Origin of the sequence: Centipeda artemidis DSM 19719 (assembly GCF_000426665.1) — a bacterium.
In the GTDB taxonomy this organism is placed as follows: Bacteria; Bacillota; Negativicutes; order Selenomonadales; family Selenomonadaceae; genus Centipeda; species Centipeda artemidis.
This window is the reverse complement of the sequence record NZ_AUFU01000001.1, coordinates 288,954-313,860: the sequence shown is the minus strand read 5'-3', so window position 1 is coordinate 313,860 and position 24,907 is coordinate 288,954. Positions and strand designations below refer to the sequence as shown.

The 24,907-nt window shown below is 57.4% G+C and carries 29 protein-coding genes; 26 read left to right on the top strand and 3 right to left on the bottom strand.

Annotation, left to right across the window (positions count from 1 at the left end; genetic code table 11):
* Positions 1-97: 97 nt before the first annotated feature.
* The 11 genes from K341_RS0101545 to K341_RS0101495 all read left to right on the top strand — a co-directional run bounded on the left by K341_RS0101545 (position 98) and on the right by K341_RS0101495 (position 9,302).
* Positions 98-1,012 (top strand): lysophospholipid acyltransferase family protein, encoded by a 915-nt coding sequence (locus tag K341_RS0101545; protein WP_026761635.1) that lies wholly within the window; start codon positions 98-100, stop codon positions 1,010-1,012.
* Between the two features lie 2 nt (positions 1,013-1,014).
* Positions 1,015-1,557 (top strand): LPS export ABC transporter periplasmic protein LptC, encoded by a 543-nt coding sequence (gene lptC / locus K341_RS0101540; protein WP_026761634.1) that lies wholly within the window; start codon positions 1,015-1,017, stop codon positions 1,555-1,557.
* Positions 1,554-2,246, top strand: a complete 693-nt coding sequence (locus K341_RS0101535) for an LptA/OstA family protein (protein ID WP_026761633.1) — start codon at positions 1,554-1,556, stop codon at positions 2,244-2,246. The genes lptC and K341_RS0101535 overlap by 4 nt, the downstream gene beginning before the upstream one ends.
* 12 nt (positions 2,247-2,258) lie before the next feature.
* Positions 2,259-2,978: an LPS export ABC transporter ATP-binding protein gene (gene lptB / locus K341_RS0101530; protein WP_009349752.1), complete on the top strand. Its 720-nt coding sequence runs from the start codon at positions 2,259-2,261 to the stop codon at positions 2,976-2,978.
* 28 nt (positions 2,979-3,006) lie between these two features.
* A complete protein-coding gene (locus K341_RS0101525; RefSeq protein ID WP_026761632.1) occupies positions 3,007-3,264 on the top strand; it encodes a hypothetical protein in 258 nt (85 codons plus the stop codon).
* Positions 3,261-3,509 (top strand): hypothetical protein, encoded by a 249-nt coding sequence (locus K341_RS0101520; RefSeq protein WP_026761631.1) that lies wholly within the window; start codon positions 3,261-3,263, stop codon positions 3,507-3,509. Before K341_RS0101525 ends, K341_RS0101520 begins: the two co-directional genes overlap by 4 nt.
* Before the next feature lie 185 nt (positions 3,510-3,694).
* The gene (locus K341_RS0101515) at positions 3,695-5,221 is read left to right on the top strand and encodes a Na+/H+ antiporter NhaC family protein (protein WP_026761630.1); all 1,527 of its coding nucleotides are present in this window, start codon (positions 3,695-3,697) and stop codon (positions 5,219-5,221) included.
* A 264-nt stretch (positions 5,222-5,485) separates the two neighbouring features.
* Positions 5,486-6,412, top strand: a complete 927-nt coding sequence (locus K341_RS0101510) for a DUF1848 domain-containing protein (RefSeq protein WP_026761629.1) — start codon at positions 5,486-5,488, stop codon at positions 6,410-6,412.
* Between the two features lie 214 nt (positions 6,413-6,626).
* Entirely contained in the window at positions 6,627-6,923 is a 297-nt protein-coding gene (locus K341_RS0101505) for a zinc-ribbon domain containing protein (RefSeq protein WP_009657408.1), read from the top strand.
* Positions 6,924-7,024: 101 nt separating this feature from the next.
* Complete coding sequence (locus tag K341_RS0101500; protein ID WP_026761628.1) at positions 7,025-7,801, top strand: basic amino acid ABC transporter substrate-binding protein; 777 nt, start codon at positions 7,025-7,027, stop codon at positions 7,799-7,801.
* 178 nt (positions 7,802-7,979) lie between these two features.
* Positions 7,980-9,302 (top strand): NAD(P)H-dependent oxidoreductase, encoded by a 1,323-nt coding sequence (locus tag K341_RS0101495; RefSeq protein ID WP_026761627.1) that lies wholly within the window; start codon positions 7,980-7,982, stop codon positions 9,300-9,302.
* 307 nt (positions 9,303-9,609) lie between these two features.
* Here K341_RS0101495 and K341_RS0101485 read toward each other — a convergent pair whose 3' ends face one another.
* On the bottom strand, positions 9,610-10,131 hold the full coding sequence (locus tag K341_RS0101485) for a YjbQ family protein (protein WP_009349762.1): 522 nt from the start codon (positions 10,129-10,131) through the stop codon (positions 9,610-9,612).
* 39 nt (positions 10,132-10,170) lie between these two features.
* Positions 10,171-10,878 (bottom strand): triose-phosphate isomerase, encoded by a 708-nt coding sequence (locus tag K341_RS0101480; protein WP_026761626.1) that lies wholly within the window; start codon positions 10,876-10,878, stop codon positions 10,171-10,173.
* Between the two features lie 192 nt (positions 10,879-11,070).
* Here K341_RS0101480 and K341_RS11550 point away from each other — a divergent pair, with 192 nt between their 5' ends.
* The 14 genes from K341_RS11550 (at position 11,071) to K341_RS0101405 (ending at position 22,399) form a co-directional block, all read left to right on the top strand.
* Positions 11,071-11,754 (top strand): GntR family transcriptional regulator, encoded by a 684-nt coding sequence (locus K341_RS11550; RefSeq protein WP_390901068.1) that lies wholly within the window; start codon positions 11,071-11,073, stop codon positions 11,752-11,754.
* A gap of 120 nt (positions 11,755-11,874) precedes the next feature.
* The gene (locus tag K341_RS0101465) at positions 11,875-12,282 is read left to right on the top strand and encodes a transcriptional regulator GutM (protein ID WP_026761624.1); all 408 of its coding nucleotides are present in this window, start codon (positions 11,875-11,877) and stop codon (positions 12,280-12,282) included.
* A 44-nt stretch (positions 12,283-12,326) separates the two neighbouring features.
* A complete protein-coding gene (gene srlE, locus K341_RS0101460) occupies positions 12,327-13,316 on the top strand; it encodes a PTS glucitol/sorbitol transporter subunit IIB (protein WP_026761623.1) in 990 nt (329 codons plus the stop codon).
* A 15-nt stretch (positions 13,317-13,331) separates the two neighbouring features.
* Positions 13,332-13,859, top strand: coding sequence for a PTS glucitol/sorbitol transporter subunit IIC (srlA, locus tag K341_RS0101455; RefSeq protein ID WP_026761622.1), 528 nt, complete (start codon positions 13,332-13,334; stop codon positions 13,857-13,859).
* A gap of 16 nt (positions 13,860-13,875) precedes the next feature.
* Positions 13,876-14,247, top strand: a complete 372-nt coding sequence (locus K341_RS0101450) for a PTS glucitol/sorbitol transporter subunit IIA (RefSeq protein ID WP_026761621.1) — start codon at positions 13,876-13,878, stop codon at positions 14,245-14,247.
* A gap of 135 nt (positions 14,248-14,382) precedes the next feature.
* On the top strand, positions 14,383-15,342 hold the full coding sequence (locus K341_RS0101445; protein WP_026761620.1) for a sugar-binding transcriptional regulator: 960 nt from the start codon (positions 14,383-14,385) through the stop codon (positions 15,340-15,342).
* A 119-nt stretch (positions 15,343-15,461) separates the two neighbouring features.
* A complete protein-coding gene (locus K341_RS0101440) occupies positions 15,462-17,048 on the top strand; it encodes an ArnT family glycosyltransferase (protein WP_026761619.1) in 1,587 nt (528 codons plus the stop codon).
* Positions 17,045-18,034 (top strand): glycosyltransferase family 2 protein, encoded by a 990-nt coding sequence (locus tag K341_RS0101435; RefSeq protein ID WP_026761618.1) that lies wholly within the window; start codon positions 17,045-17,047, stop codon positions 18,032-18,034. The genes K341_RS0101440 and K341_RS0101435 overlap by 4 nt, the downstream gene beginning before the upstream one ends.
* A 163-nt stretch (positions 18,035-18,197) precedes the next feature.
* On the top strand, positions 18,198-18,578 hold the full coding sequence (locus K341_RS0101430; protein ID WP_026761617.1) for a desulfoferrodoxin family protein: 381 nt from the start codon (positions 18,198-18,200) through the stop codon (positions 18,576-18,578).
* 194 nt (positions 18,579-18,772) lie between these two features.
* Positions 18,773-19,726 (top strand): 50S ribosomal protein L11 methyltransferase, encoded by a 954-nt coding sequence (gene prmA, locus K341_RS0101425; protein WP_026761616.1) that lies wholly within the window; start codon positions 18,773-18,775, stop codon positions 19,724-19,726.
* A complete protein-coding gene (locus K341_RS0101420) occupies positions 19,726-20,472 on the top strand; it encodes an RsmE family RNA methyltransferase (RefSeq protein ID WP_026761615.1) in 747 nt (248 codons plus the stop codon). The genes prmA and K341_RS0101420 overlap by 1 nt, the downstream gene beginning before the upstream one ends.
* 16 nt (positions 20,473-20,488) lie before the next feature.
* A complete protein-coding gene (locus tag K341_RS0101415) occupies positions 20,489-21,034 on the top strand; it encodes a TlpA family protein disulfide reductase (RefSeq protein ID WP_026761614.1) in 546 nt (181 codons plus the stop codon).
* A gap of 39 nt (positions 21,035-21,073) precedes the next feature.
* Positions 21,074-21,757: a cytochrome c biogenesis CcdA family protein gene (locus K341_RS0101410; protein ID WP_026761613.1), complete on the top strand. Its 684-nt coding sequence runs from the start codon at positions 21,074-21,076 to the stop codon at positions 21,755-21,757.
* A 141-nt stretch (positions 21,758-21,898) separates the two neighbouring features.
* The gene (locus tag K341_RS0101405) at positions 21,899-22,399 is read left to right on the top strand and encodes an ECF transporter S component (RefSeq protein WP_026761612.1); all 501 of its coding nucleotides are present in this window, start codon (positions 21,899-21,901) and stop codon (positions 22,397-22,399) included.
* Between the two features lie 82 nt (positions 22,400-22,481).
* Here the strand turns inward: K341_RS0101405 and K341_RS0101400 are convergent, their stop codons facing one another.
* Positions 22,482-23,504, bottom strand: a complete 1,023-nt coding sequence (locus K341_RS0101400; protein ID WP_026761611.1) for a LacI family DNA-binding transcriptional regulator — start codon at positions 23,502-23,504, stop codon at positions 22,482-22,484.
* 253 nt (positions 23,505-23,757) lie between these two features.
* Between K341_RS0101400 and chvE the strand changes: the two genes are divergently transcribed.
* Positions 23,758-24,855 carry a multiple monosaccharide ABC transporter substrate-binding protein gene (gene chvE / locus K341_RS0101395; RefSeq protein WP_026761610.1) on the top strand — a complete coding sequence of 366 codons (1,098 nt, stop codon included), beginning with the start codon at positions 23,758-23,760 and terminating at the stop codon, positions 24,853-24,855.
* Positions 24,856-24,907: the final 52 nt, after the last annotated feature.

Genomic DNA, 24,907 nt, shown 5'->3' with positions numbered 1-24,907 from the left:
GTTATGATAACATCATGCGCAGAAGCATCAAGATAGGCGTGCCCTTGATCGGCTGATGTGCGCTTTGGATCATAGGTATAAGGAGGTGCGGTGCACCGTGCTGTATAATACTTTAATGCTGCTCAGCTATATCGCGTGCCGTACGCCGCGCCCCATCCTGCTCGCGGTCGGGTGGGTACTCGGCAACCTCTACTACCTCATCATTGCAAAAATGCGCCGCCGCGCCGTCGCGCAGATGATGCCCGCGCTCGGCATCGGTGAAGCGGAGGCAAAGCGGCTTGTGCGGGCTTCATTCATCAACATGGCGCGCAACGTTCTCGATATCCTTGCCATGCCGATGCTCAATGAGAAAAACCTCGGAGACTATATTGAGATTGACCATATGGAACGTATGGAGGAAGCCCTTGCAGAGGGGCGCGGCGTCGTCGTGCTCACAGGACATATCGGATGCTGGGAATGGCTTTCGGCGGCGTTTACACTGAATGGAATGCCCGTCAGCGCGATTGCAAAGCCGCAGCCGAACATCCAGTATACGCGCGTTTTGGACGATCTGCGCGCGACGATCCACGTTGAGATCTTCTCGCGCGGTACGAGTGAACTGCTCGCGGCGGCACGTGCGCTGAAGGGCGGGCGCATCCTCGGATTCCTCGCCGATCAGGACGGCGGCCCCGGCGGCGCATTTATCGAGTTCCTCGGGCGGACGGCATCGACGCCGCTTGGCCCCGCGGTCTTCTCGCGTAAGTTCAAATCGCCTGTGCTGCCTGCCTTTATCCTCCGCCAACCAAACGGCAGGCATCGGGTCGTCATCGGCGAGATTATGCGCTGCCCGAATACGGGGGACAGCGACCGCGACCTGTATGAATTTACCGTGCAGATGACGGCGATCGTCGAGCGCATCATCCGTGAGAACCCGACCCAGTGGATTTGGTTTCAGCACCGGTGGAACACCGCGCCGGAACAGCAGCGCACGGGCAAGCATCACATGTCGGTCGCACAGGAGGAGGGGACGTAACGGTGCAGAAAAAATATCTCTACGGTGGTGCTGCGGCATTCCTGATCCTCCTTATCGTGTGGGCAATATCGACCGCACCGCAGCCGCCAACCTCATCAGAGGTCTCCGATGCGCCGCGCATCATGTCCTACGAGAATAATACGCTCAGCGAGGAACGCGACGGGCGCACAGTATGGACGCTCACCGCGCAGCAGATGACTGTTGACATTGATACACAGGATACGAGTATGCAGGGGATAGAAGGCACCTTCTACAGCGAGGACGGGCGGACACTCACACTGCACGCGGATGAGGGGCACATGGATCACGAGACACGGGATGTTGTGCTCACGGGCAGTGTGAACGCTGCAATGAGCGACGGTGCGAGCCTCATGGCAAATGAACTCAAATGGACCTCAACAGAGGGGACTCTTACCGCGACGGGTGATGCACAGGTAGAGCGCGATGATCTGCGCGCGACAGGCGACCGCATCATGAGCATGGATGAATTCCGGCAGTTTCGTATCGAAGGAAACGCGCGGATAGAAAAGGGGGCGTCGAAATGACGAAGAAGAAACTCTATCGTGGGATTCTATTGCTGCTTGCGGCGGGCGCATTCTCCACGATGGCATCTGCGGCGGGCTCGAACGAGCCGACATCGCTCACGGCGGATTCCCTCAGTTATAACACGCAGACGGGACTTGTCACGGCGGAAAACAACGTGCGTATGGAGCAGGGTACGGGGCATATCGAGGGGCAGCGTGCCACCTATAATATCAAAACGCAGGAGGGGACGGTCGAGGGCGGCGTCCATGCTGTGCGCGACGATATGCAGCTCTCCTGCGACCGTCTCTTTGCCGCAGGGCAGGAGCACTGGCAGGCGATCGGCAGCGTACGGATGGTCAAGGCGGATCGTACCTTTACTGGCCCTCAGGCTGATTATTATCCGGGACAGGGAGACCGTATCCTCGCGGCATCAGGCGGAACGATTACAAGCGCGGACGGCACCTTTTCCGCAGACCACATTGAGGGATGGCTCAAAGAAGAGCATTATATCGGCACGGGGAACGCGCATCTTGTGAGCCCCCCGCGCGACATGGAGGGCGGCGGCGACCGTATGGACTACTACGGCAAGGCGGAGCGCCCTTACGTTGTCCTCGACGGGAATGCGTGGGTCATCCAGGCGAACAACATCGCGCGGAGCAATCATATGACCGTCTATCTCGCGGACGACGGCACGCCGGTGACGGAGTAAGGGGGCGGCATCTTGCATCTCGAATCCCGAAATCTCGTCAAGAAATTCGGCAGCCGCACGGTCGTCGACCGCATCTCCGTCCGCGTAGACAAAGGGGAGATCGTCGGACTTCTAGGCCCCAACGGTGCGGGCAAGACGACGACGTTCTACATGATCGTGGGACTTGAGCAGCCCACACACGGAGACGTCTATCTCTCCGACATTTGCATCACAGATTACCCCATGTACCGGCGCGCAGCGCTCGGCATCAGCTACCTCACGCAGGAGCCGTCCATTTTCCGCAAGCTCACCGTCACGGAGAACATCGCCGCGATCCTCGAGACGACGAAACTCTCCAAGGCGGAGCAAAAACATCGGCTCGACGGACTTCTCGAGGAGTTCCATATCGGTCATGTGCGTGATCGGCGCGGCACGGAGCTCTCGGGCGGTGAGCGTCGGCGCGTTGAGATCGCACGCTGTCTCGCACTCGAGCCGCAGTTCATCCTGCTCGACGAGCCGTTCGCGGGCGTCGATCCGCTCGCCGTCGCCGATATCCAAGAGATTATCGAGTACCTGCGCCAGCGCGGTATGGGCATCCTTATCACCGACCACAACGTCCGCGAGACGCTGCACATCGTCGACCGCGTCTACCTCCTCAGCGAGGGCAAGCTCCTCCTCGAGGGCGACAGCCAAACCATCGCCGACAGCCCTGTCGCACGGAAATTCTACCTGGGCGAGAACTTCTCCCTTTGAACGTAGCCGTACGAGGTGAGGGGCTTTCATGGATTTGCAACTATTTGCTATAGATTATACAAAATACGGTGATAAGGGACTTCGTTCCTCCATTCGCCATAATTTAGAGCAAATCGAAAAGCACAGAAATAAAATAGTCCATCCGGAAGATTATGTGACAGATTATCACCTGAGGAGCGAACAGTATCGGTCAGGGATTGTTCGTCATTGGGAAATGGAAATCGCTAATTTCCGGCGGCAAATTGTAAACGCACAAGAAGAGATGAAAAGGAGGGGACTCAAATGAGACTGCGTGATGATGTGACGCGTGATATGCTCGCGGATATGATGACGGAGATTATGGAGGATGTAAAATTTTATAAAGATGACGCCGCGAAGATGCTCGCGTCTGATCCCCATAACGAATTTCAAGCATGTATGCATACGGCATACCGCACGATAGAGGAGCTGATACAGTCGCGACTGGCAACGCTGGAAGAAACGTCCGCCGCGCCGCGCATACCCCCCGCCCGATATAAGCGTTTGGCATAGCCATGGGCGAGAACTTCTCCCTTTGAACGCGAGCGCTCCTTGGAGAGACTTCTTCGAGGAGCTTTTGTTATGGGCGGAGGAACTCGCAAAATATGTATCTTGATTCGCATCTTCGTTTGTTATAAAATAAACACCGATTGAAAAATGCAGAGCGCCGTCCGTGCGCTCGGAAAGTGGGTTAAACAATGGCGGAATCCGCATGGTCCGTACTTCCTCCGGTCATTACGATCGCGCTCGCACTGTGGACGAAGGAAGTTTATATGTCGCTCATTATCGGAATTTTCTCCGGAGCGATGCTCTTTACGAACTTTAACGTCCTCGAGGCAGTGCTCGTTATGTTCTCAGTGATGGAGGAAAAGGTCGGCGCGAACGTGAACATCCTTGTATTCCTCGCGATCCTCGGCATCCTCGTCGCGGCGATCACGCGCTCGGGCGCGACACGTGCGTATGGCGAGTGGGCGGCGCGCACGATTAAGGGCGAGCGCAGCGCACTGATGCTGACAGCATTGCTCGGCGTCGTCATCTTCATCGACGACTATTTCAACTGTCTCACCGTCGGTACGGTCATGCGTCCCGTAACGGATAAACTCAAGATCGCGCGTACAAAGCTCGCGTACATCATCGATGCCACGGCGGCGCCCGTCTGCATCATCGCGCCCGTCTCGAGTTGGGCGGCGGCAGTCGGCTCCTCGCTTCCGGAGAACAGCGGCATCGATGGATTCTCCCTCTTTTTGCAGACGATACCGTTCAACCTTTACGCACTCCTCACGCTCGCGTTCATGGTATTCATCATCTGGACGGGACGCGACTACGGCGCGATGAGACGCTCCGTGCGCGAGAACCAAAAGGAGTTCTTCATCCCCGCCGAGTACCGTGAAAGTGCGGGCGCGCGCGACGAGGAAGCGGGCAAGGGCAAGATGATCGACCTACTCCTGCCGCTCGCCGTCCTCATCGGCGCGTGTATCTACGGGATGCTCTACACGGGCGGTATCCACGAGGGCAAGAGCGTCGCGCAGGCGTTCGCCGACTGCAACTCGTCGAAATCGCTCGTCTTCGGATCATTCCTCGCCTTTGCCTTTACGGGACTTCTCTATCTGCCGCGCCGCGTGCTGCCCTTCACGGAGTTCTGCAAGAGCTTCAGCAAAGGCTTTAAGGCGATGGTGCCCGCGATCTTTATCCTCTGCCTTGCGTGGACGCTCTCGGGCGTGTGCAGTGATAAATATCTGAACCTCGGCGGATTCGTCGGCGGACTCGTGAGTGCGCATGCCTCCATCATCATGTTCCTGCCGCCCATCTTCTTCCTTGTCGCGCTCGGACTCTCGTTCGCAACGGGGACGTCGTGGGGGACGTTCGGCATCCTCATCCCCATTGCGATCGCCGTCCTCGGCGATATTGAAAGCTCCTCCATGCTCGTCGTCTGCGTTGCCGCAGTGCTCTCGGGCGCGGTCGGCGGCGATCACGCCTCGCCCATATCGGACACGACCATCCTCGCGTCTGCAGGCGCGCAGTGCCATCACCTCGACCATGTGAGCACGCAGATCCCATATGTGCTCACCGTCTCGCTCTGCTCGCTCATTGGCTATGTCGTAGACGGTATGACGCAGAACGGATGGCTCGGTGTCGCCGCGGGATTCGCCGCACTCGGCGTTGTCATGCTCGTGATCCTGCGTCGCGTGCCGCCGCAGGGGGAGCGCGCGGAACTGTCCGCATAATCAATACATCAGCTCGGACTGCCGTACTGCGTTTTACGCGTGTGCGGCGGTTCTTTTTTGTACCCACAGAAGCAGCAACAGTACGAATGCCGCTTTCATCAAGAGCTTGCGCAAAGATAAGATGCTTTATCTCTGCAGATGATGAATATGCTGTCCTGCAAAGCGCTGCATGTTTCATCCAATAGGGTTCTATCCGATGGAGTTTCTTTTCGTCGGCTTATGTTATGATATTAAGAGAAATATCTAGAAAAAGGGGGAACGCTGATGATCATCCACACAGGGATGCGCACGGACATCCCTGCGTTCTATACGCCATGGCTCTGCAATCGTCTGCGTGCGGGATCGGTCTGTGTGCGCAATCCCTTTGATCGGGCGCAGGTTACACGCTATCGCCTTGACCCTGCCGTCGTCGACCTGATCGGATTCTGTACGAAAAATCCTGCGCCGATGCTCCCGCATATGGAACTGCTCCGGGACTTTGGGCAGCTCTGGCATGTGACGATCACGCCCTATGGGCGTGACGTGGAGGCGCATGTGCCGCAGTGGCGGGAGGTCACGGCATCCTTTCGCCGCCTCTCTGCGATTGTCGGCACGCATCGGATTGTTTGGCGTTACGATCCCATCTTTCTCCATGGTCATTATACATTGGACTTTCATCGCCGTGCGTTCAAAGAGATGGCGGAGACACTTGCGGGAACGACGGAGAGCGTCGTCATCAGCTTTATCACGCGTTATGCAAAGACACTGCGGAACTTCCCGGGCATACGTGCCGTCCTCCCGGAGGAGCGCATGGAGATCGGCGCCTGCATCATAGAGACTGCACGCGCCCATGGCATGACCGTCTATCCGTGCGGCGGGGGAAGGGAACTCGCCGCCCTCGGCGCGGACTGCGGCGGATGCATGACGGCGCGCATCTACGAGCGTGCGCTCGGCGCGCGGCTCCGGTTTCCGCAGTATGTGCGGCAGCGAACGGAATGCGACTGTTATCTTGGCGCGGACATCGGCGCTTATGACAGCTGTCCGCACCTCTGCCGCTATTGTTACGCGACAAGTCACGCTGAACGGATGCGGAAGGGGATTCGCACGCACGACCCCGCATCCCCGTTTCTCCTCGGCGATGCGGAGCCGGACGATCGGGTACACGACGCCCGGCAGGAGAGCTGGCTGGAGCGGCAGGAAGTCCTATTTTGACAACTTCGATAAAAAATGCTTGCACTCTATGAAAAAACTCTGTATAATACAGAGCGTTGAAATCCTTTCCTCTTGACCTGTTAGTCGTTCGGCGAACGAGTGAAAGACTGCTTATTTGTTCAGTCCTTCTGTCGTACCGCATCTCAATGAACGCTCTCTAGTTCGGCGGATGGAGCGTCAAAATAATATCTATTCAAAGGGAGATTGTGGAAGAATGGCTTTTGAAGACAAAACCCTCGTATGTAAAGAGTGCGGAAATAATTTCGTATTCACGTCAGGGGAGCAGGAGTTCTATGCGGAGAAGGGGTTCGAGAACGAGCCGGCACGCTGCCGCGACTGTCGCGACAAGCGCCGCCGCAGCCGTGATGAGAGTCACAGCGGCGAGCGTCAGATGTTCCATGTCGTCTGCGCAGAGTGCGGAAAGGATACGGAAGTGCCTTTCGAGCCGAAGACGGATCGTCCGGTATACTGCCGTGACTGCTTCACTGCGAAGCGGCCTGCACGTTTCTAAGCGTTTATAAGGGGACTCAGCGTTTCCTTTGGGGAGAGGGATTGCTGCAAGCGTTTTGCAGCGTCCCTCTTTCGTTTTTATCCACATGAGGAGGTTTCCCAATGAAACTGAAAAAATTAGCAATGATCTTTACCGGTACTCTTCTGAGCCTTGCTATGGTCGGCTGCGGCGGCAGCTCGGGCGATCAGGCGAAGCAGGAGGCCAAGGTACTTCGCGTCGGTGCGACCATCGACTTCGCTCCGTTCGAGTTCCAGGATGAGGGACAGAAGGAATATCAGGGCTTTGACATGGATCTCATCCGTGCCATTGCAAAGGAGATGGGACGCGAGGCGGAGATACAGAATATCGGCTTTGACGGACTCATTCCCGCTCTTCAGGCAAAGAATATCGACGTCATCATCAGCGGCATGACGATCAATGATGAGCGTAAGGAAAAGGTCAATTTCTCCGCGCCGTATTACCAGTCCGGCCTCACGATGGTTGTGCGTTCGGACGAAGAGGCGATCAAGTCGTTCAATGACCTCAAGGGACACAAGGTCGCCGCGCAGATCGGCACGACGAGCGCCAACATGCTCAAGGAGCAGGAGGGGATTACCGTCCTCGAGCTGAATACACCGGCGGACTGCTTCATGGAACTCAAGGCACGCGGTGTGGATGCCGTCATAAACGACCGTCCGGTCAACGATTACTACATCAATCAGACGCAGGCGGTCGGAGTGAAGTCGCTTTCCGATATGCTTTCGGCAGAGGAGTACGGCATTGCGATTTCGAAGGACAATACCGAGCTGCAGAAGGAAATCGATGCGGCACTCAAAAAGCTGCACGATAACGGTGAGTACGACAAGATTTATCAGAAATGGTTCGGCACGGGTAAATAATCATCCAACCGACGATATAACGGGGCTGTGCACGGTATGGTGCGGCAGTCCCGTTTTTATGTGCAGTGTCGGTGCAAATGCAGTTATTGTCTTGTAAAGATATACTAGGAATGATATACTTTAATGCAGAAGAATCACTAGAAAGTACTGCCGATAGGCGGGCGAAAGGAGTTTCTCGATGCTGAATATGGACAAGAAACTCGCCAAGCGCGAGGAAGAGGGCAAAATCATCCGTGCAGGCATTGTCGGCGCGGGGCAGATGGGGCGCGGGATGGTTACGCAGATGGCGCTCATGAAGGGGATTATGCCCGCGATTGTCTCGGATATTAAGTTTGAAAATGTCATCAATGCGTTCCATTATGCGGGCATCAGCGACGATGAGATCGCGGTCGCAAAGACGCTCGAAGAGGCGAACCGCTATATGGAGCAGGGGAAATACGTCGCGACTGAGAACTCGGATTTCATCTCGCAGGCGAACCTCGTGGAGGTCGCGATCGACGTGACGGGCGTGCCGGAGGTCGGCGTGAAGATCGCGATCGACGCGATGAACAATCATAAGCACGTCGTGATGATGGACGTGGAGACGGACGTCGTGATCGGAAGCTACCTCAAGAAGCTCGGCGACAAGAACGGCGTCATCTATACAGGCTCTGCGGGCGACGAGCCGGGCGCGGTGATGGAGCTGTATTCCTTCGCGCGCGCGATGGGCATGGACGTCAAGGTCATGGGCAAGGGCAAGAACAATAAGCTGGACTACGACTGCAACCCTGACACGGTGCTCGAGGAGGCGACGCGCCGCAAGATGAGTCCGCGGATGCTCACGTCGTTCAAGGACGGCACAAAGACGATGGTCGAGATGACGGCAATGTCGAACGCGACGGGATTGGTGCCCGATGTGGTCGGCGGTCACGGCCCCTCGGCATCGCCAAAGGATCGCTGTGCGGATCTCAATGAAATCTTTAAGCTCAAGAAGGACGGCGGCATCCTGAACCGCCACGGGGTTGTGGAATATGTCAACGGCATCGCGCCGGGTGTGTTCGTGACGGTGACGACCTCGAACGAGGAGATCGCATATCAGATGGGCTATCACAGTATGGGACCGGGTCCCCTTTGGACGCTCTATCGCCCCTATCATCTCTGCAATCTCGAGACGCCGCTGACGGTCGCAAAGATCGTGATCGACGGCGAACCGACCATCATTCCGCTTGACGGTCCCGTCAGCGAGTGCATTGCCGTCGCCAAGCGCGATCTGAAGGCGGGCGAAACGATTGACGGCATCGGCGGCTACACCACCTACGGCTCCATTGCAACGGCGCAGGAGACCTATGAGAAAGGCTACGTTGTCTATGCGCTTGTCAACAAGAATACGCGCATGAAGTGCGACGTCAAGAAGGGTACCCTCCTCACCCTCGACATGGTTGAGCTCGACACCTCCACCCAGCTCTATCAGGTACGCAAAGAGCAGGATAAGATGTACAACAACGGTTATGCGCTGAAATAAAGAAGATGCCGCTGGTAGAGCCGGAGGAAGACTGAGCACCGTTTGAGCATCTGCCTTGCGAAAAAAGCGGGGCTTAAAAATCGCTGCGGCGGACGCCCAAACGGTACGTCACATGTCGGCATATACGAAAAGGGACTGCTGCATGAGTTTTCATGCGGCAGTCCCTCTTTTGTATCAGGGCGCCGATCTTATATCACCGCCGGAGCATTCGCCTTGCGAAAAAAGCGGGGCTTAAAAATTGCTGCGGCGGATGCCCCGACGGAACGTTACGTTCCGTATATCGGCGTTACGATCGAGGGGGATATCTTTATTCTCCCATAACGATGATGGTACATTTGCGTGTGCGGGGACGCGTGCGGTCAAAGTCGGCGAAGTAGCAGTAGCCGGTGGTGCCGACGCCGAGCTTGCCGTCCGCGACTTCGAAGGTTTCGGAGGAGCCGACGAGCGTCGCCTTGAGATGTGCGTCGCAGTTCCACAGCGCCGTTCGGTCACCGCCCGGGAGATACGATTCGGCGTCCTCCCAGTTCTCGACCGCCTTGTAATGTGCTTCGCCCGGATATTGGTACTGCCCCTCTGCGGTTTGATCGGGGATGATCTTTGCAAGGACGGCATTCAGGTCATTCTGTAAAAACTCTGTGCCGTTTTCGTCGACGTCGTGCACAAACTCCTCGAAGAATACGGCGCATGTCGTATGCGGGGAGATGACGGTCGCGATTCCCTCGCGGATGCCGCTCTCGGCAATGGCGGCGCGCAGTTCGCTCGTGATGTTGATAAAGGTAGGCGTTTCGCCGTGAGATTGTAGGGAAAGATACTTCTTAAAGACAGCCATAATGCACTCCTCTCCGCTTTCTATACAATGCGAATCTATTTACGCGGCACCGCCCGCGGCATCACGCTCGGCCGCTGCACGAACGATTGCCTCTGCCATCTCAAGGATACGCAGACCGGGATCGGGGGCATTCAAAATGCCGCTCGTTGCGCCGCTGCCGTCCGCACCGAGCCGTACGACGCGGTATACGTCGTCTGCCGTCGTGATGCCCGAGGCGATCATGATGCCGATCTCGGGTGCGATGCTGCGAATCTTCGCAGCGATGGAGATCGTATAGTTGTCGTCGGCGGTCTGTCCCGTTCCGATGAGGTCAGTCGGCTCGCACAGGAGAATATCAGGACGCAGCTCCGCGACGGCACTCCCCTCCGCGAGGGAATCGGCACAGGCGATGGTCTCAATGCCGAGTGCGCGTGCACGCGTGATAGTTTTTGCGAGCTCCGCCATCGTCATGGGGTGCTCGGCGTGGTTGAGGAAGGTCGCGCGTGCGCCTGCATCGAAGAGTGCCTCCGGGAGGAGGTGCCCCATGCCGCGCCCCGGCGTGAGACTCTCCATTGCCTGCGCGGTGACGATAATATGCGAGGTCTCCGCCGCGATATAGCGGATGTCGGAAAAGGGGCACGTGAAGTAAATCCTCAGTCCCGTCCGTTCAGCGGCGTCGTCGGCTGCCTTTGCAAGCGCAAGGGACTCTGCGCCATAGAGATAGGATTTCGGATTCACGACGAGAAACGGTGAAATTTTGTTGTTCATAACGGCAGCCTCCTACATTCAAAATGTTACCGGTGGATAAGAATATTTTACCATAGGTAATATTTTGTTACAATAGGAATACATGTTGACAAACGGACAAGTTCGCCACATACTATAGCAAGTGAAAAAGAGAGGGGAGTCGCTGTGACGACTGGAAAACGCCTGCACCTGCACGAGAAGATCCGCGATGAGATGGAGCGCCGCTTTGCCGATCTTTCCTATTTCTCGCCGGTTCCGGGCGAGCGGGAACTCTGCCGCTCCTTCGGCGTGAGCAGACCAACGGTGCGCAAGGCGCTTGATCTGCTTGAGGAGGAGAATAAAATCGTTCGGATGCAGGGGCGCGGCTCGTTCTATACGGGGGAGAAGATTCCCGTCGATTACTCGGAGACGCAGACGCGGGGGTTTGGACTCGCGCAGATGTTCTCGGCGGAGGGACGCGTTACGCGGAGCACGGTGCTCCAGCAGGTTGTCGAAGCCGCGCGCGGCAATCTGGCGGCGATGCTTTCTCTGCCGGAGGAGACGCTCGTCTTTCACCTGAAGCGTCTGCGCTATGTTGACGAGCATATCTATGCCGTGACCGACGATTATATCCCGCTTGCACTGTGCCCCGCACTTGTCCGGATCGACTTTACGACCCATGGGCTTTTAAGGACTCTTGAGGAATATGACGTGCGCCCCTACGCGGAGGACAAGACCATCGAGGTCGTCCGCGCAACGCCTGAGATTGCACTCTACCTCGAGGTGGCGGAGGAGGCGCCGATCTTTGTGACGCGTATCCTGACGACGGACGCTGCGGGGCGTGTGATCCAATATGCCACGTCGAAGGCGGATGCGTTCCGCAGCAGGTTCCGCGTGCGCTCCACGGCAGAAAAATAACCTATGGTAAGCGCCTATATTGACAAAAATTCCCGGAATAGATTATTGTAACAATCCATGACTAATGATATAATCCAAAATGTATATTCATGCTGTATGACGTGAAAGCGAGGGGATTGATTGCAGACGGAGATGCTGCTCGGCGGTCTGTTCCTGCTGTTCGTTGTTCAGGTGATCGGCACGCATTTGCAGGTGAAGGAATATCGGCGCGCGGTGAAGGAGCTGCATCGGCTCGGCAACGTCGGTATCGGTTCGCGTCGGCGGCGGCTCGGTCCTTCGAACATTGTCATCATCGCGTGCGATTCGGCAGGGGAGATTCGTGCGGGCAAGATGATGCAGGGCATGACGATTCTCAGCCGGTTCCGCCCGATCGAAGGGATTGCGGGGCGGACGATCTACGATTTACACGCAGAGTATGCGGCGCTGCCGGATAAGAGGCGCGCGCATTACAAAGGGCATATTGCGGCGCTCGATGCGCTGATCGCCCGTCTTGACAGCACGCAGCAGAAAAACAGTGCCGGCACATGATAGCAAAAATTTATAGAATTTATTGATGATTAGGAGGAAGGCGTATGTTCAAATCCGTGAAGATCGTTGCCGGCAACGGCGGCTGGGGCGGGCCACTCGTCCTCGTGCCGTCCGAGACGCGCAATAAGATTGTGAGCGTCACGGGCGGCGGAATTCATCCCGTTGCGGCGAAGATTGCCGAGATGACGGGATGCGAAGCGGTGGACGGGTTCCGCTCGGGCGTGCCGGACGAGGAGATCCTGCTCGCCGTTGTGGACTGCGGCGGCACGGCGCGCTGCGGCGTCTATCCGAAGAAGGGGATTTTGACGGCGAACCTCCTGCCCGTCGGTAAGATGGGCCCCTTGGCGCAGTTTATTACGAAGGAGCTTTATGTTTCGGCGGTGGATGCATCCTGTCTTTCCTATGCGGACGAGGCGGAGACCGCCGCCGTGCGCGCGGCGGCGGACTACGTGCCAAAGACCAAAGAGCAGGCAAAGGCGGAGGTCGCCCGCCTGCAGGGAAATCGTGAAAAGAATTTCGTCACGCGGCTCGGCATCGGCATCGGCGGCGTGGTCAATAAATTCTACGCGGCGGGACGCGAGACCATCGACATCACAATCAAGAGCATCCTGCCGTTCATGGCGTTCGTCTCGATGATTCTCGGCATCATCAGCGTGTCGGGACTCGGCAATGTCATTGCAACGACCATCTCGCCGTTGGCGAGTACGCTCCCGGGGATGCTCGTCATCTCGCTCATCTGCGCGATCCCGTTCATCTCCCCGGTGCTGGGCCCGGGCGCAGTCATCGCGCAGGTCGTCGGCACGCTGCTCGGCGCGCAGATCGGCATGGGAAATATCCCGCCGCAGTATGCGCTCCCCGCGCTCTTTGCCATCAACGCGCAGGTCGGCGCAGACTTCGTTCCCGTGGGGTTGAGTCTCGGCGAGGCGGATCCTGAGACCATCGAGCTCGGCGTTCCCGCCGTGCTCTATTCGCGCGTGATCACGGGACCGCTGGCAGTGCTCATCGCCTATGCGGCGAGCATTGGACTTTACTAAAAGGGGGGCATGGATATGGAACTCATTGCGGCGGCAGCGAACGGCTTTATGGAACTCTTCCGCGCGGGGGCGGCGACGTTCACCTCGTGGGTCACGGGCATCATTCCTCTGCTCGTCATCATGATGACGGCGGTCAACTCGGTCATCAAGCTCATCGGCGAGGATCGCGTGAACGGCGTGGCACAGCGCGCGACGGAGAACATCATCACGCGCTATACGGTGCTCCCCGTGCTTGCCGTGCTCTTCCTCGGCAACCCCATGTGCTACACGTTCGGCAATTTTGTCGAGCAGAAATATAAACCCGCATACTACGACGCGGCGGTCAGCTTCGTCCATCCAGTGACGGGACTCTTCCCGCACGCGAACGGCGGTGAGCTCTTCGTCTACATGGGCATCGCGGCGGGCATCACGACGCTCGGTCTGCCGCTCGGCGATCTCGCCGTGCGCTATTTCCTCGTCGGCGTTGTCGTCATCCTGATCCGCGGCATCGTCACGGAGAAAATCTATCTCTATATGACGCGCCGTGAGGAGAAACGGGCATAAAGAGGAGGAAGCGGTCATGAAATTCTACTGCGAAATCACGAGCTGGGGCGAAGAGGCACTGCACTTCCTTGACGATCCGAGCGCCAATTTCATTGTTATCTTTGACAATAACGCGCCGGCGGAGCTGGCGGAGTTTTCCGTCCTGCATACGACCGCGAACTATAATGAAGATCCGGCGGTCGGCGATACGATGATCATCTGTGACAAGGCATTCGACATCACGGCGGTCGGCGATGAGGCACTGCACACGCTGCGTCAAATCGGTCACTGCACGCTGTCCTTCAAGGGCGGAACGGCACCGGAGCGCCCCGGCTGCATTATGCTCACGGGGGATACGCCGCTCACAGCTGCGGATTTCAAAATGGGCGCGACCATCGAGGTTTATTAATTCCTTCATTTACGACGTTCCGGGGGCTGCCGCACGGACAGCCCCTTTTTTACACAGTCGAATAGAAAAAATGTCAACATTACGAATGGGTTTTGTAATAATTTCCATGCGTTTCGGTTATGAAAGGAGGGGCTTGTGAAGAAGATTATTGACGATGTGCGTCTCATATTCAAATGCTGCAGTCTCTACTATCTCGACGGTCTCGGTCAGAAGGAGATCTGCGAGACGCTCGGGATCTCGCGCCCGACGGTCTCACGCATGCTGAGCATCGGCAAGGAGCGCGGTATCGTCCGCATCGAGATACAAAATCCGGACAATATCGCCTATGGGCGTATGGAGCGTGACCTGGAGCAGAAATACGGCTTGCAGGAGGTTATCGTTGTCCCGTCCGCCCCTGTCTCGACGCCCGGGGAGGCTGCGCGCTCGGAGGTTGGCAGCGCCGCGCTCGAGTATCTTGCGCGCATCCTCGTGGATGGCGATCTTGTCGGCATTACGATGGGCTTTACCATGCAGCAGATCGTACGGTCGGATTACTTCATCCGCAGCGCCATCAGGGCGACTTTTGTCCCTCTTGTCGGCGGGGTGGCGGAGAGTCGCCTCGACATTCACTCGAACTATCTGGCGCAGGAGTTCGCCGACCGGTTTGCGGGCGACTGCGTGCAGTTCTTCTCGCCCGCTGTGTTCTCGCGCCGCGAGGTGCTCGAGGGATTCTTGGAGGAGCGCACGATCCGCAATGTGACGCGGCTCTACGAGCGTCTTGACATTGTGCTCATGGGGATCGGCGTCCCTTCCGTCGATGACTCGACCATCCTGCAGACGGGCTATGTGGACGGCACGATGCTCGACGACTTTACGGCACACGGCGCGGTAGGAGATATAGCGCTGCGCTACTTTAACAAAGACGGCGACACGGCGCCCTTTCGTGCCTTCAACGAGCGCGTTGCGGGCATCCCGCTCGATACGCTGAAAAAAATCCCGCGGCGCGTGGGCGCTGCGGGCGGCCGTCAAAAAACGGAAGCGGTGCGCGGGGCAATCCGCGGCGGATTCATCAATGTCCTCATCACTGATATTGACTGCGCGGAGCAGCTGTTCTGATCCAAAAGCCGCACATTCTCATTGAGGTGCGGCTTTTTTGTGCGCGGGGCTTTCTTCGGGCGGTGCGTTTATGATACAATGCAGGAAATGACTGCGGAATCTGTGAGGTGCGCGTTTGTATGAATGATGATAAAACCCTTGCGTGGCCGGTTTATCTCTTGTTGCTCGTGGTCGTCTCGTTTCAAATCCTCTACGGCATCGGGGCTGCGCCTTTGCTCGATCCGGACGAGCCGGTCTATGCTGAGACGGCGAAGGAGATGATTCGGTTCGGCGACTACCTTTCGCCGCGCATCTACAATGAGTATTGGTATGATAAGCCGCCGATCTTCTACTGGATGGTCGCCGCTTCGTTCAAAATTTTCGGCGGCTTCAGCGAGATTGCAGCACGTCTGCCGGCCGCGCTCATGGCGATCGGCGCCATCCTCATGACGGCACTTGCCTCGGCGCGGCTCTTTGGCGCGCGTACGGGCTTTTGGTCGGGGATCACCATGGGGACGAGCGTCATGCTTATGTATATGGGGAAGGCGTCCGTTACCGATACGACGCTGCTCTTTTTCGTGACGGCAGCGCTCTTTAGCTTTATCCATCGGCATTATTGGTTCATGTATATTGCCTGCGGCTTTGCCGTTATGACGAAGGGGCCCATCGGCGTTGTATTTCCGGGCGCGATTATATTTTTCTATCTTCTCCTGACCCATCGGCTTGAAGAGTTCCTGCGGATGCATGTTGTGCGCGGTCTGCTGCTTGTCGTTGCGGTCGGGCTGCCGTGGTACGGCTATATGTATGCGGTACACGGCATGGCGTTCGTCAACGAGTTCATCGGCTTTCATAATGTCAGCCGATTCACTGCGCCGCTGCATCCCGTGCGCGCACATTGGTGGTTTTATCTGCCTGTCATCATTCTCGGTTTTTTCCCGTGGACGGGACTGCTTGTGCAGTCGGTTAGAAATGCATTCTATCGCAGCTTTGGCGAGGAGGCACAGCTCCTTTCCTTTTTTCAAGTGTGGTGGATCTTCGTCCTTGTATTCTTCTCCATTGCGCAGACGAAGCAGGTCTCCTATATGCTGCTTCTGACGCCCGCGCTCTCGACGATCATTGCGTGGAACCTTGCACGTATGATGGAGGATTGGCGCGGGACGCATTTTGCATGGGCGGGCGGGAGTGCGCTCATGTTCCTTGTGCTCGGCCTTGGGTGGCTGATGAGCGGAGACAGCATGGCGGAACTCGCGGAGGGCGGGCTTTGGCTCGGCGTGCTCACGCTCGTTCTTGGGGCGGCGATCGTCTACTCTATCACTGCCTCACATCGGCTTCTCCTCGCGGCGTGGCTGCACGCCGCGGCGGGCGTTTTGACGATGATCCTCGCGTTTGGCGTGATGATCCCCGCGGTTTCCGGGCATTTCAGCGTCAAGGAGCTCGCCCTCCGCTATGCGCAGGAATATCGTGATTCTGCCGAGGCAGAGGGGCGTGTGCTCTACATCGATAAGCAGCTGCGCCCCGGGGTGATGCTCTATACGGATATTCCGGGCATCGAGGCGGATACGAACCGTGTGGAATCTCTTGCGGCGCTGCGCGAGGACGGGCGTCCGAAGTACATCATCATGCGCGACTATATGTATCAAAAGATGAAAAAAGAGCTTGGCGCGGATCATTGGACGCTCGTAGAGAGCCGCGACGGACTCTCTGTCTATAAGGACGATCGGTCATGAAGCCGCCCGTACTCTATCTCGTCGTTCCCTGCTACAACGAGCAGGAAGTGCTCGACGATACGGCACATGTTCTTACGGAAAAACTTTCCGCGCTGATTGCGTGCGGCAGTATCAGTGCGCATAGCCGTGTCGTGTTTGTCAACGACGGCAGCAGGGACGGGACGTGGGAACGCATCACCGCGTGGACGGAGAATAATAAACTGTGCACGGGCATCAACCTCGCACACAACGAGGGGCATCAGAATGCGCTTCTCGCAGGGCTCATGACCGTGCGTCCCTATGCCGACGTGACCGTCAGCATGGATGCGGATCTGCAGGACGATGTGGATGCCGTTGATGGCATGCTTGAAAAATACGCTGCAGGTGCGAATATTGTCTATGGTGTGCGCGCGAGCAGAGAGACGGACACGTTCTTCAAGCGGTTCACGGCGGAGAGCTTCTACCGCGTCATGCGCGGTCTCGGCGCGGACATCGTGTTCAACCATGCGGATTTTCGCCTGATGGATCGGCGCGCGCTCGATGCACTCGCAGCGTATCCGGAGGTCAATCTCTTCCTGCGCGGTCTCGTGCCGATGATCGGTCTTCGGCACGATGCCGTTTACTATAGCCGCGCCCCGCGGCGCGCGGGGGAATCGAAATATCCGTGGCGGCGCATGGCATCGTTCGCGTGGGAAGGGGTGACGTCGCTCTCGGCGCGCCCCATCCGACTCATCGCGCAGATGGGTATGTTCATCTCCTTTGTGAGTGGCTTGATCCTCCTGTGGTCGATCTTCCGCCACTTCATCGGCGAGACCATCGTCGGCTGGACGAGTCTCGTCGTCTCGCTGTGGTTCCTCGGCGGCCTCATTCTCCTCTCAATTGGAGTCATCGGTGAGTACGTCGCAAAAATCTATTTGGAAGTCAAACGGCGCCCGCGCTACCTTGTGCAGGATTTTATCGGCGTACATGTGCCAGTTGAGGACAACGAAAACAAAAATAAAAGATAAATTATTTTTACGGCAAAAGAAGGATATTTCCTTTTTATGGAGAATTATTATTCGTGAAAGGCAATATAGATGACGTTTATACCGTCCCGCCTTTATCTTTGCTGTGTATTTACTTTTGGGAAGCTCGACCGCTATGGGAGCTTCCGCGATAGGAGGGCTTTTTATGTCAAAATTTTATCTTGCGCACAACGCGCATGTCGTTGAGGTCTATGGGGATGAAGCGCATGAGCTGACGTGCTGCGGCACGGAGCTGAAGGAACTGACGCCGAACACGGTGGATGCCGCACACGAGAAGCATGTGCCGGTCGCGACCTATGATGCCGCGAAGAACGAAGTGCATGTGAGTGTCGGCTCGGTGGCACATCCGATGACGGATGCGCATCTCATCGACTGGGTTCTGCTTGTCACCAAGCGCGGTGAGCAGCGCGTGAACCTCACGCCGTCGGATGCGCCGGAGGTGACATTCCGCCTTGCGGACGGCGATGCCCCGGTGAAGGTACTTGCTTACTGCAACCTCCACGGTCTGTGGCAGACTGCGATCTAAGAAACGCCCGGCTTTTGACTGAGAGCTGTCGTACGCCTTTGGCGCGCGGCAGCTCTTTTTCAGAGGAGGCAGCTTGCGGGCGCTAAAAAAAAGAATATTCTAATCGCTTTTCCCGCCTATATCATGTATAATAAACTCAGCTATTTCCCACCGGAGAAGTGTGGATTGCGGAACCGGGAATAGGAGGAGTCGATATGCGCTGGGCAAAAGTAAGTGTAGTGACGACGCATGAAGCTGCGGATTTGATCGGGAATATTCTGCTCGAGCTCGGCGCGGGAGGCGTGGAGCTCGACGATCCGTCGCTGGTCAATGAGTACATTGATGCCGGGCTCTGGGACTACACCGACCTGCCGCGCGCCGAGGACACGGACACCGTGACCGTATCCGCCTATCTGCCGGATGATGCGCATCTCCAGGAGCGCCTGCGTACGCTCGCACAGCGTGTCGCGGCGCTGCAGGAGAGCGCCGTGCGCGTCGGTGCCGGGACGATTTCGCATACGTTTATGGCGGATGAGGACTGGGCGGAGACCTGGAAGGAATACGTTCATACGGAGAAAATCGGGCAGCGCATTGTCGTGCGTCCTACATGGGAAGAATATACGGCAAAAGACGATGAAATCGTCATTGATCTCGATCCCGGCGCGGCGTTCGGTACCGGTGCTCATGCAACGACCGCAATGTGTCTGCGCGCATTGGAACATCTCGTCGTCCCGGGGACGCGCGTCTATGATGTGGGATGTGGTTCGGGGATCCTTGCCATTGCCGCGGCAAAACTCGGTGCCGGGGAAGTTCTCGCGATGGACTGCGATCCGGTCGCTGTGCGTGTCGCGGAGCAGAATATCGTACAGAATGACGTGCGGGGGCATGTCGTCGCGATGGAGAGCGATTTGCTCGCTATCTGCCGCGGTATGGAGCCTGCCGGTCTCATTATGGCGAATATCATTGCGGACGTTGTCATCCGCTTGCTCGATGGACTTGACGAATTCCTTGCCCCCGGAGGTACATTCCTTGCGTCGGGTATCATCGACGACCGTATCGGTGATGTGGAGCGTGCCGCAGAACAGCACGGCTTCACCGTGCTTGACATGACCTGTGATAAAGAGTGGGCGGCGATGATCATGCGCCGCAAGGAGGAAGTCTTCGAATAATGCGCCGGCTGTTTTACCCGGGGGAACTCACACCCGAAATCCGTATTACGGGCGGCGATGCGCATCATCTCGCGCGCGTGATGCGCGCGCAGCTCGGTGCTGTACACGTCGTCGCGGGCACGGACGGACGCGCCGCGCGCATGACGGTCACGGCGGTTGCACGGGATGCAGTGACGTTGCGGCTCGATTCGTATGTGGAGGACGATGCCCCCGCCCGCGCGGAGGTCATCCTCGTGCAGGCTCTTCTCAAAGGGGAGAAGACGGACTTTATTGTGCAAAAGGCAGTGGAACTGGGCGCGGCGGCGCTCCACCCGATCGTGACCGAGCACGTCGTCGTGCGCTACGATGCCAAGAAGGCAGCAGCAAAGACCGCACGCTGGCAAAAGATCGCAGACGAGGCGGCAAAACAGTGTGGGCGCCTGTCGCTCATGCACGTTGCCCCTGTCGGCTCTATCGACAGCATACTTGGGGATGCAGAGATTTTTGGCGGCGTGGATACGACGGTAATTTTCTGCTATGAGGGAGAGCGGATGCAGTCGATGCGCGCCGTTCTTCGGACTGTGACGAGTGCGCGCGTCGTCCTCATCGTCGGCGCCGAGGGCGGATTTTCACCCACCGAGGCGGCGCGGCTGACGACGGTAGGGGCGCAGCCCGTATCGCTCGGGCATTTGATCCTGCGTGCGGAGACCGCGGCGATCGCAGCGCTGACCGTCGTGCAGTATGAATTTGGTAATCTCGATGTATAAAATGAAAGGAAATCCTATGAAACGAACATATATGGCAGCATTTGCGGGACTCCTCTCGCTCTCTCTCTTCGTCGGCTGCGGGAACAGCGACAGCGGTGCGGCGGCGGGACAGACCGCGAGCGCACAGCAGCAGTCACAGGAACCTGCGGGTAAGGGGCTGACGGGAGATGTCGCGCCGACCTTCACGCTGAAGAATCCAGCGGGCGAGGATGTCGCCGTCAAGGCGAACGGAAAGCCCTACGTTATCAATTTCTGGGCGACGTGGTGCCCGCCCTGTCAGGCGGAGATTCCGGACATCGCCGCGTTCTATGCCGCACATAAGGATCAGGTGGATTTCTATGCGGTGAACTTGCAGGAAGAAGCCTCGCCCGTACAGAAATTCCTCTCCGACCGCGGTGTGGAGCTGCCTGTTCTGCTTGATGCAAAGGGCGAGGCAGCGACGCTCTACGGGGTTCGTGCCATCCCGACGACCGTTGTCGTGAATGCCGAGGGCAAGGTAGTCTATCGCCGTACGGGCGGCGTGACAAAGGAGCAGCTTGAAGATGTCATTAACCACCTCTAAGCCGCTCTTTGATCCGGCACGCATGGAGAGGGGGCGGCTATGACCGTCACAATGCTCGGCGGGGCGTTCCTTGCAGGCGTCCTCTCCTTTGTCTCTCCCTGCGTTTTGCCGCTCTTGCCGACGTTCTCGCTCATTCTCGCGCAGAACAGCAAGCAGGACGGCGGAGAAGCGCGGCGTCTCTATGCAAATACGACGGCATTTCTCGCGGGATTTACCCTCGTCTTTGTCCTCCTTGGTGCGACCGCTTCACTCATTGGATCGTGGCTCTTCTCCTATCAGGACATTCTGCGGCAGGCGGCCGCGGTGCTCATCATCATCATGGGATTCTTCATGACGGGATGGGTGCGCATTCCACTCCTGCTTAGAGAGTATCGTCCGTTCCAGCGGCGCGGATTTGACGGCATCGGGGGAGCGTTCCTCCTCGGCTGCGGATTTACGCTCGGATGGACGCCGTGCACGGGACCTGTGCTCGGCACGATCCTCCTCTATGCGGGCGACACCGCAACGGTCGGCGCGGGCGCGCTCCTGCTCTTCGTCTACAGCCTCGGCTTTGCGGTGCCGTTCTTCCTGCTCGCGGTCATTTGGCGGCGGCATATCGTCAAGCTGCGGGCGTTCTACCAATATCTGCCAAAGATTCAGCGCGCCGCGGGCGTCGTGCTCATCCTCCTCGGCATCCTGCTCTGGTCGGATTCGCTGACGCGGATCGTGCGTATCCTTTCGTAACGATATATCAAAAATGACCTCCTTCACCATATTTGAGCGACGGAGGTCATTTGTTTTGCTGTGCTTACAGATGATACATTGTATTTTAATCCCGCATGTGCTATGTTATATTCTGTAAGATGAACAGAGGAGCATGATATTTTGTATAGCAGTTTTTCCACACGTGAAATTGTCTTTACGGGACTTATGACAGCGCTTGTTTTTATTGCAACATTTGTGCCTCATATCCCGATCCCGCTCGGCTATGCGCATCTCGGCGATGCGGTGATCTTCCTGTTGGCGCTCCTTGTGCCGCGGCGGCCGGCGATCATCGCCGCGTGTCTTGGCTCGGCACTCGCGGATCTGCTTGGCGGGTTTGCCCTTTGGGCTGTGCCGACGATTGTGATCAAATACGGTATGGCGGAGATTGTCTATCGCATTGCGCCGCAAGGACGAGCAATGGGGCAAGGGAGGATCGTGACGGCGCTGCTGCTCTCGAGCCTGTGGATGGCATTTGCCTATACGCTCGCGGGGGCAGTGCTCTATGACGGAGTTACAGCGGCGCTCGCCGCGACGCCGGGACTGCTTGCCGAGGGGATCGTCAACAGCATCGCCGCATTTTTGCTTCTGCCGATGCTGCGGGGGCGTATACCGCAGATTTGAGTGTAAAAATGTATTTACTGCGATCGATACGAAAAGAAGCTGCTGCACATGAGCGTGCAGCAGCTTCTTTTCATATCGGCAGTTAAAAATTTTCGATGATACGGATTTCGTTCTGCATGATATAGCGTTCGCGTGAGGGGGCGATGCCGCTGATGAGGCGGTCGTAGGTGAGCTGCATGGCAATCTCGCCCTGCCTGCGCGGGTGCTGATAGATGGCGGCGTCGATAATGCCGGCGCGCAGGGAGCGCTCGATGGCGGGGATGGTGTCAAAGGTGACGATGGTAACGTCCTGTGTGCGCCTGCGCTTGACGAATGCCTGGCAGACGCCGTGAGCGCCGCCTGAGGTTGCGATGAAAAAGGCGTTCATCTCGGGGTGTTCGTCGATCATGCGGAGCGTTTCCTCGTAGGCGTGGATGTCGTCGTCGGAGTCCTCCTCGACGGCGACGACGCTGCAGCTCTCCTCCATGGCGAGGCGGCTGCGGAACCCTTCGACGCGCCGGAGATGCCCGAGCATCCGCTCGCCGCTGTAACTGACGCCCGCGTTGATGCTCCCCCTGCAAATTTTGCGCAGGAGCGCCGCCGCCGTGCGCCCGCCCGCTTCGTAATCGCAGCCGACATAGATGTGCGGCTGCCGCGTCTCAAAGTCGTTGTTGAGCGAGATGACGAAGATGCCGTCTGCGATGGCCTCCTCGAGCGCGGAGATGACCTCCGGGTCGTTGATGGGGTTGATGATCAGCGCCTCCGCGCCCGCCGCACGCAGAGCGGCAATCGCATCGCATTGTTCCCGGACACTGTACCCTGTGAGGAGGTGAAACTGCGTTTCGAGCCCGAAACGGCCGTAGTAATCGGCGGCTTTGCGCAGGGCAGTGATGATGGGGGAGAAGAATTGTATTTCGCTCGCCGCGATGACGATGCCCGCGACGGGGCATTGTTTCTGTGAGACGAGCGCGCGTGCCGCAGGATTTGGACGGTAGCCGAACTCCGCCATGGTCTTGAGGATCTGCGCGCGTTTTTCCTCCTTGACGTTGCCGCGTCCGTTGATGACGCGATCCACTGTGCCGCGCGAGACACCGCACAGCTCGGCGATCTGTTTGATGGTGATCATAAACTCCCTCCCCGTTTGCCACATTATACGTTCTTTTTTCCTGTTTGACAAACATTTTATAGAAATTCTGTCAATTTGGACTTGACAACTCTATGCCGCTCTGATACTCTATAACTGTGCTCGAGCACAGAAAAAGATATACATGATAAATCAATAATATGAATCGTACTTTCGTGTATAAATTTTGCTCGAACACATATGGAGGAAAAAGTCCCGGGAGGGACGTCGGACACTATTTAGGAGGCTGATAAGGATGCGCATGAAGAAACTCCTCGCCTGCGGTCTGGCACTGGTGACGGCGGCGTTTTTTGCCGGATGCGGCAGCTCGAACGGGAGCAGCGGTGCGTCGGATGCCGGCAAAGGGATCAAGGTCGGCGTCTCGATGCCGACGAAATCGCTCCAGCGCTGGAATCAGGACGGCGCGAACATGGAGAAGAAGCTCCGCGAGAAGGGCTACGATGTGGACTTGCAGTTCGCCGAGAACAAGGTGGAGACACAGGTCTCGCAGATTGAGAACATGATCACAAAGGGTTGTAAGGTCGTCGTCGTCGGTTCGATCGACGGCAGCGCGCTCTCCTCGGTACTCAACGAGGCGAAGGACGCGGGCGTTGCGGTCATCGCCTATGACCGCCTCATCATGAATACGGATGCGGTCAATTACTATGCGACGTTCGACAATTATCTCGTCGGCAAGATTCAGGGACAGTACATCGCTGATAAACTGGGGCTTGCCGAGGGCAAAGGTCCATTTAACCTCGAGATTTCGACGGGGCCGATGGACGACAACAACGTGAACTTTTTCTTCGGCGGTGCGATGGACGTACTGAAGCCCTATATCGAAAAGGGGCAGCTCGTCGTGCGCTCGGGTCAGATGACGCGCGAGCAGTGCGCGACGCCGAACTGGGATGAGGCAAAGGCGCAGGAGCGCATGGACAACATCCTGACGACTTACTACACGGGCGCAAATGTGGATGCGGTGCTCTGTTCGAACGACTCGGTTTCGCTCGGCGTCCAGTCGGCGCTGAAATCTGCGGGCTATAACACGGTAGGCAAAAAGATGCCGGTGATCACGGGACAGGATGCGAATCTGCCGAATGTGAAGGCAATCATTGCGGGCGAACAGTCCATGTCGGTCTTCAAAGACACGCGTGCGCTCGCGGATGAGGTTGTGAAGATGGTCGAGGCTGTCCTGAACAAGCAGGAGCCGGAGGTCAACAATACGAAGGACTACGACAACGGCGTGAAGATTGTTCCCTCGTACCTACTCGAGCCGAAATTCGTCGATGCCTCGAATTATAAGGCGCTGCTGATCGATTCCGGATACTACACCGAAGCCGAATTGCAGAAATAAATAAGAGCGGCGTGCGTCCTCTGTCGATTCCTCGGGAACCGGAATGGTCTCA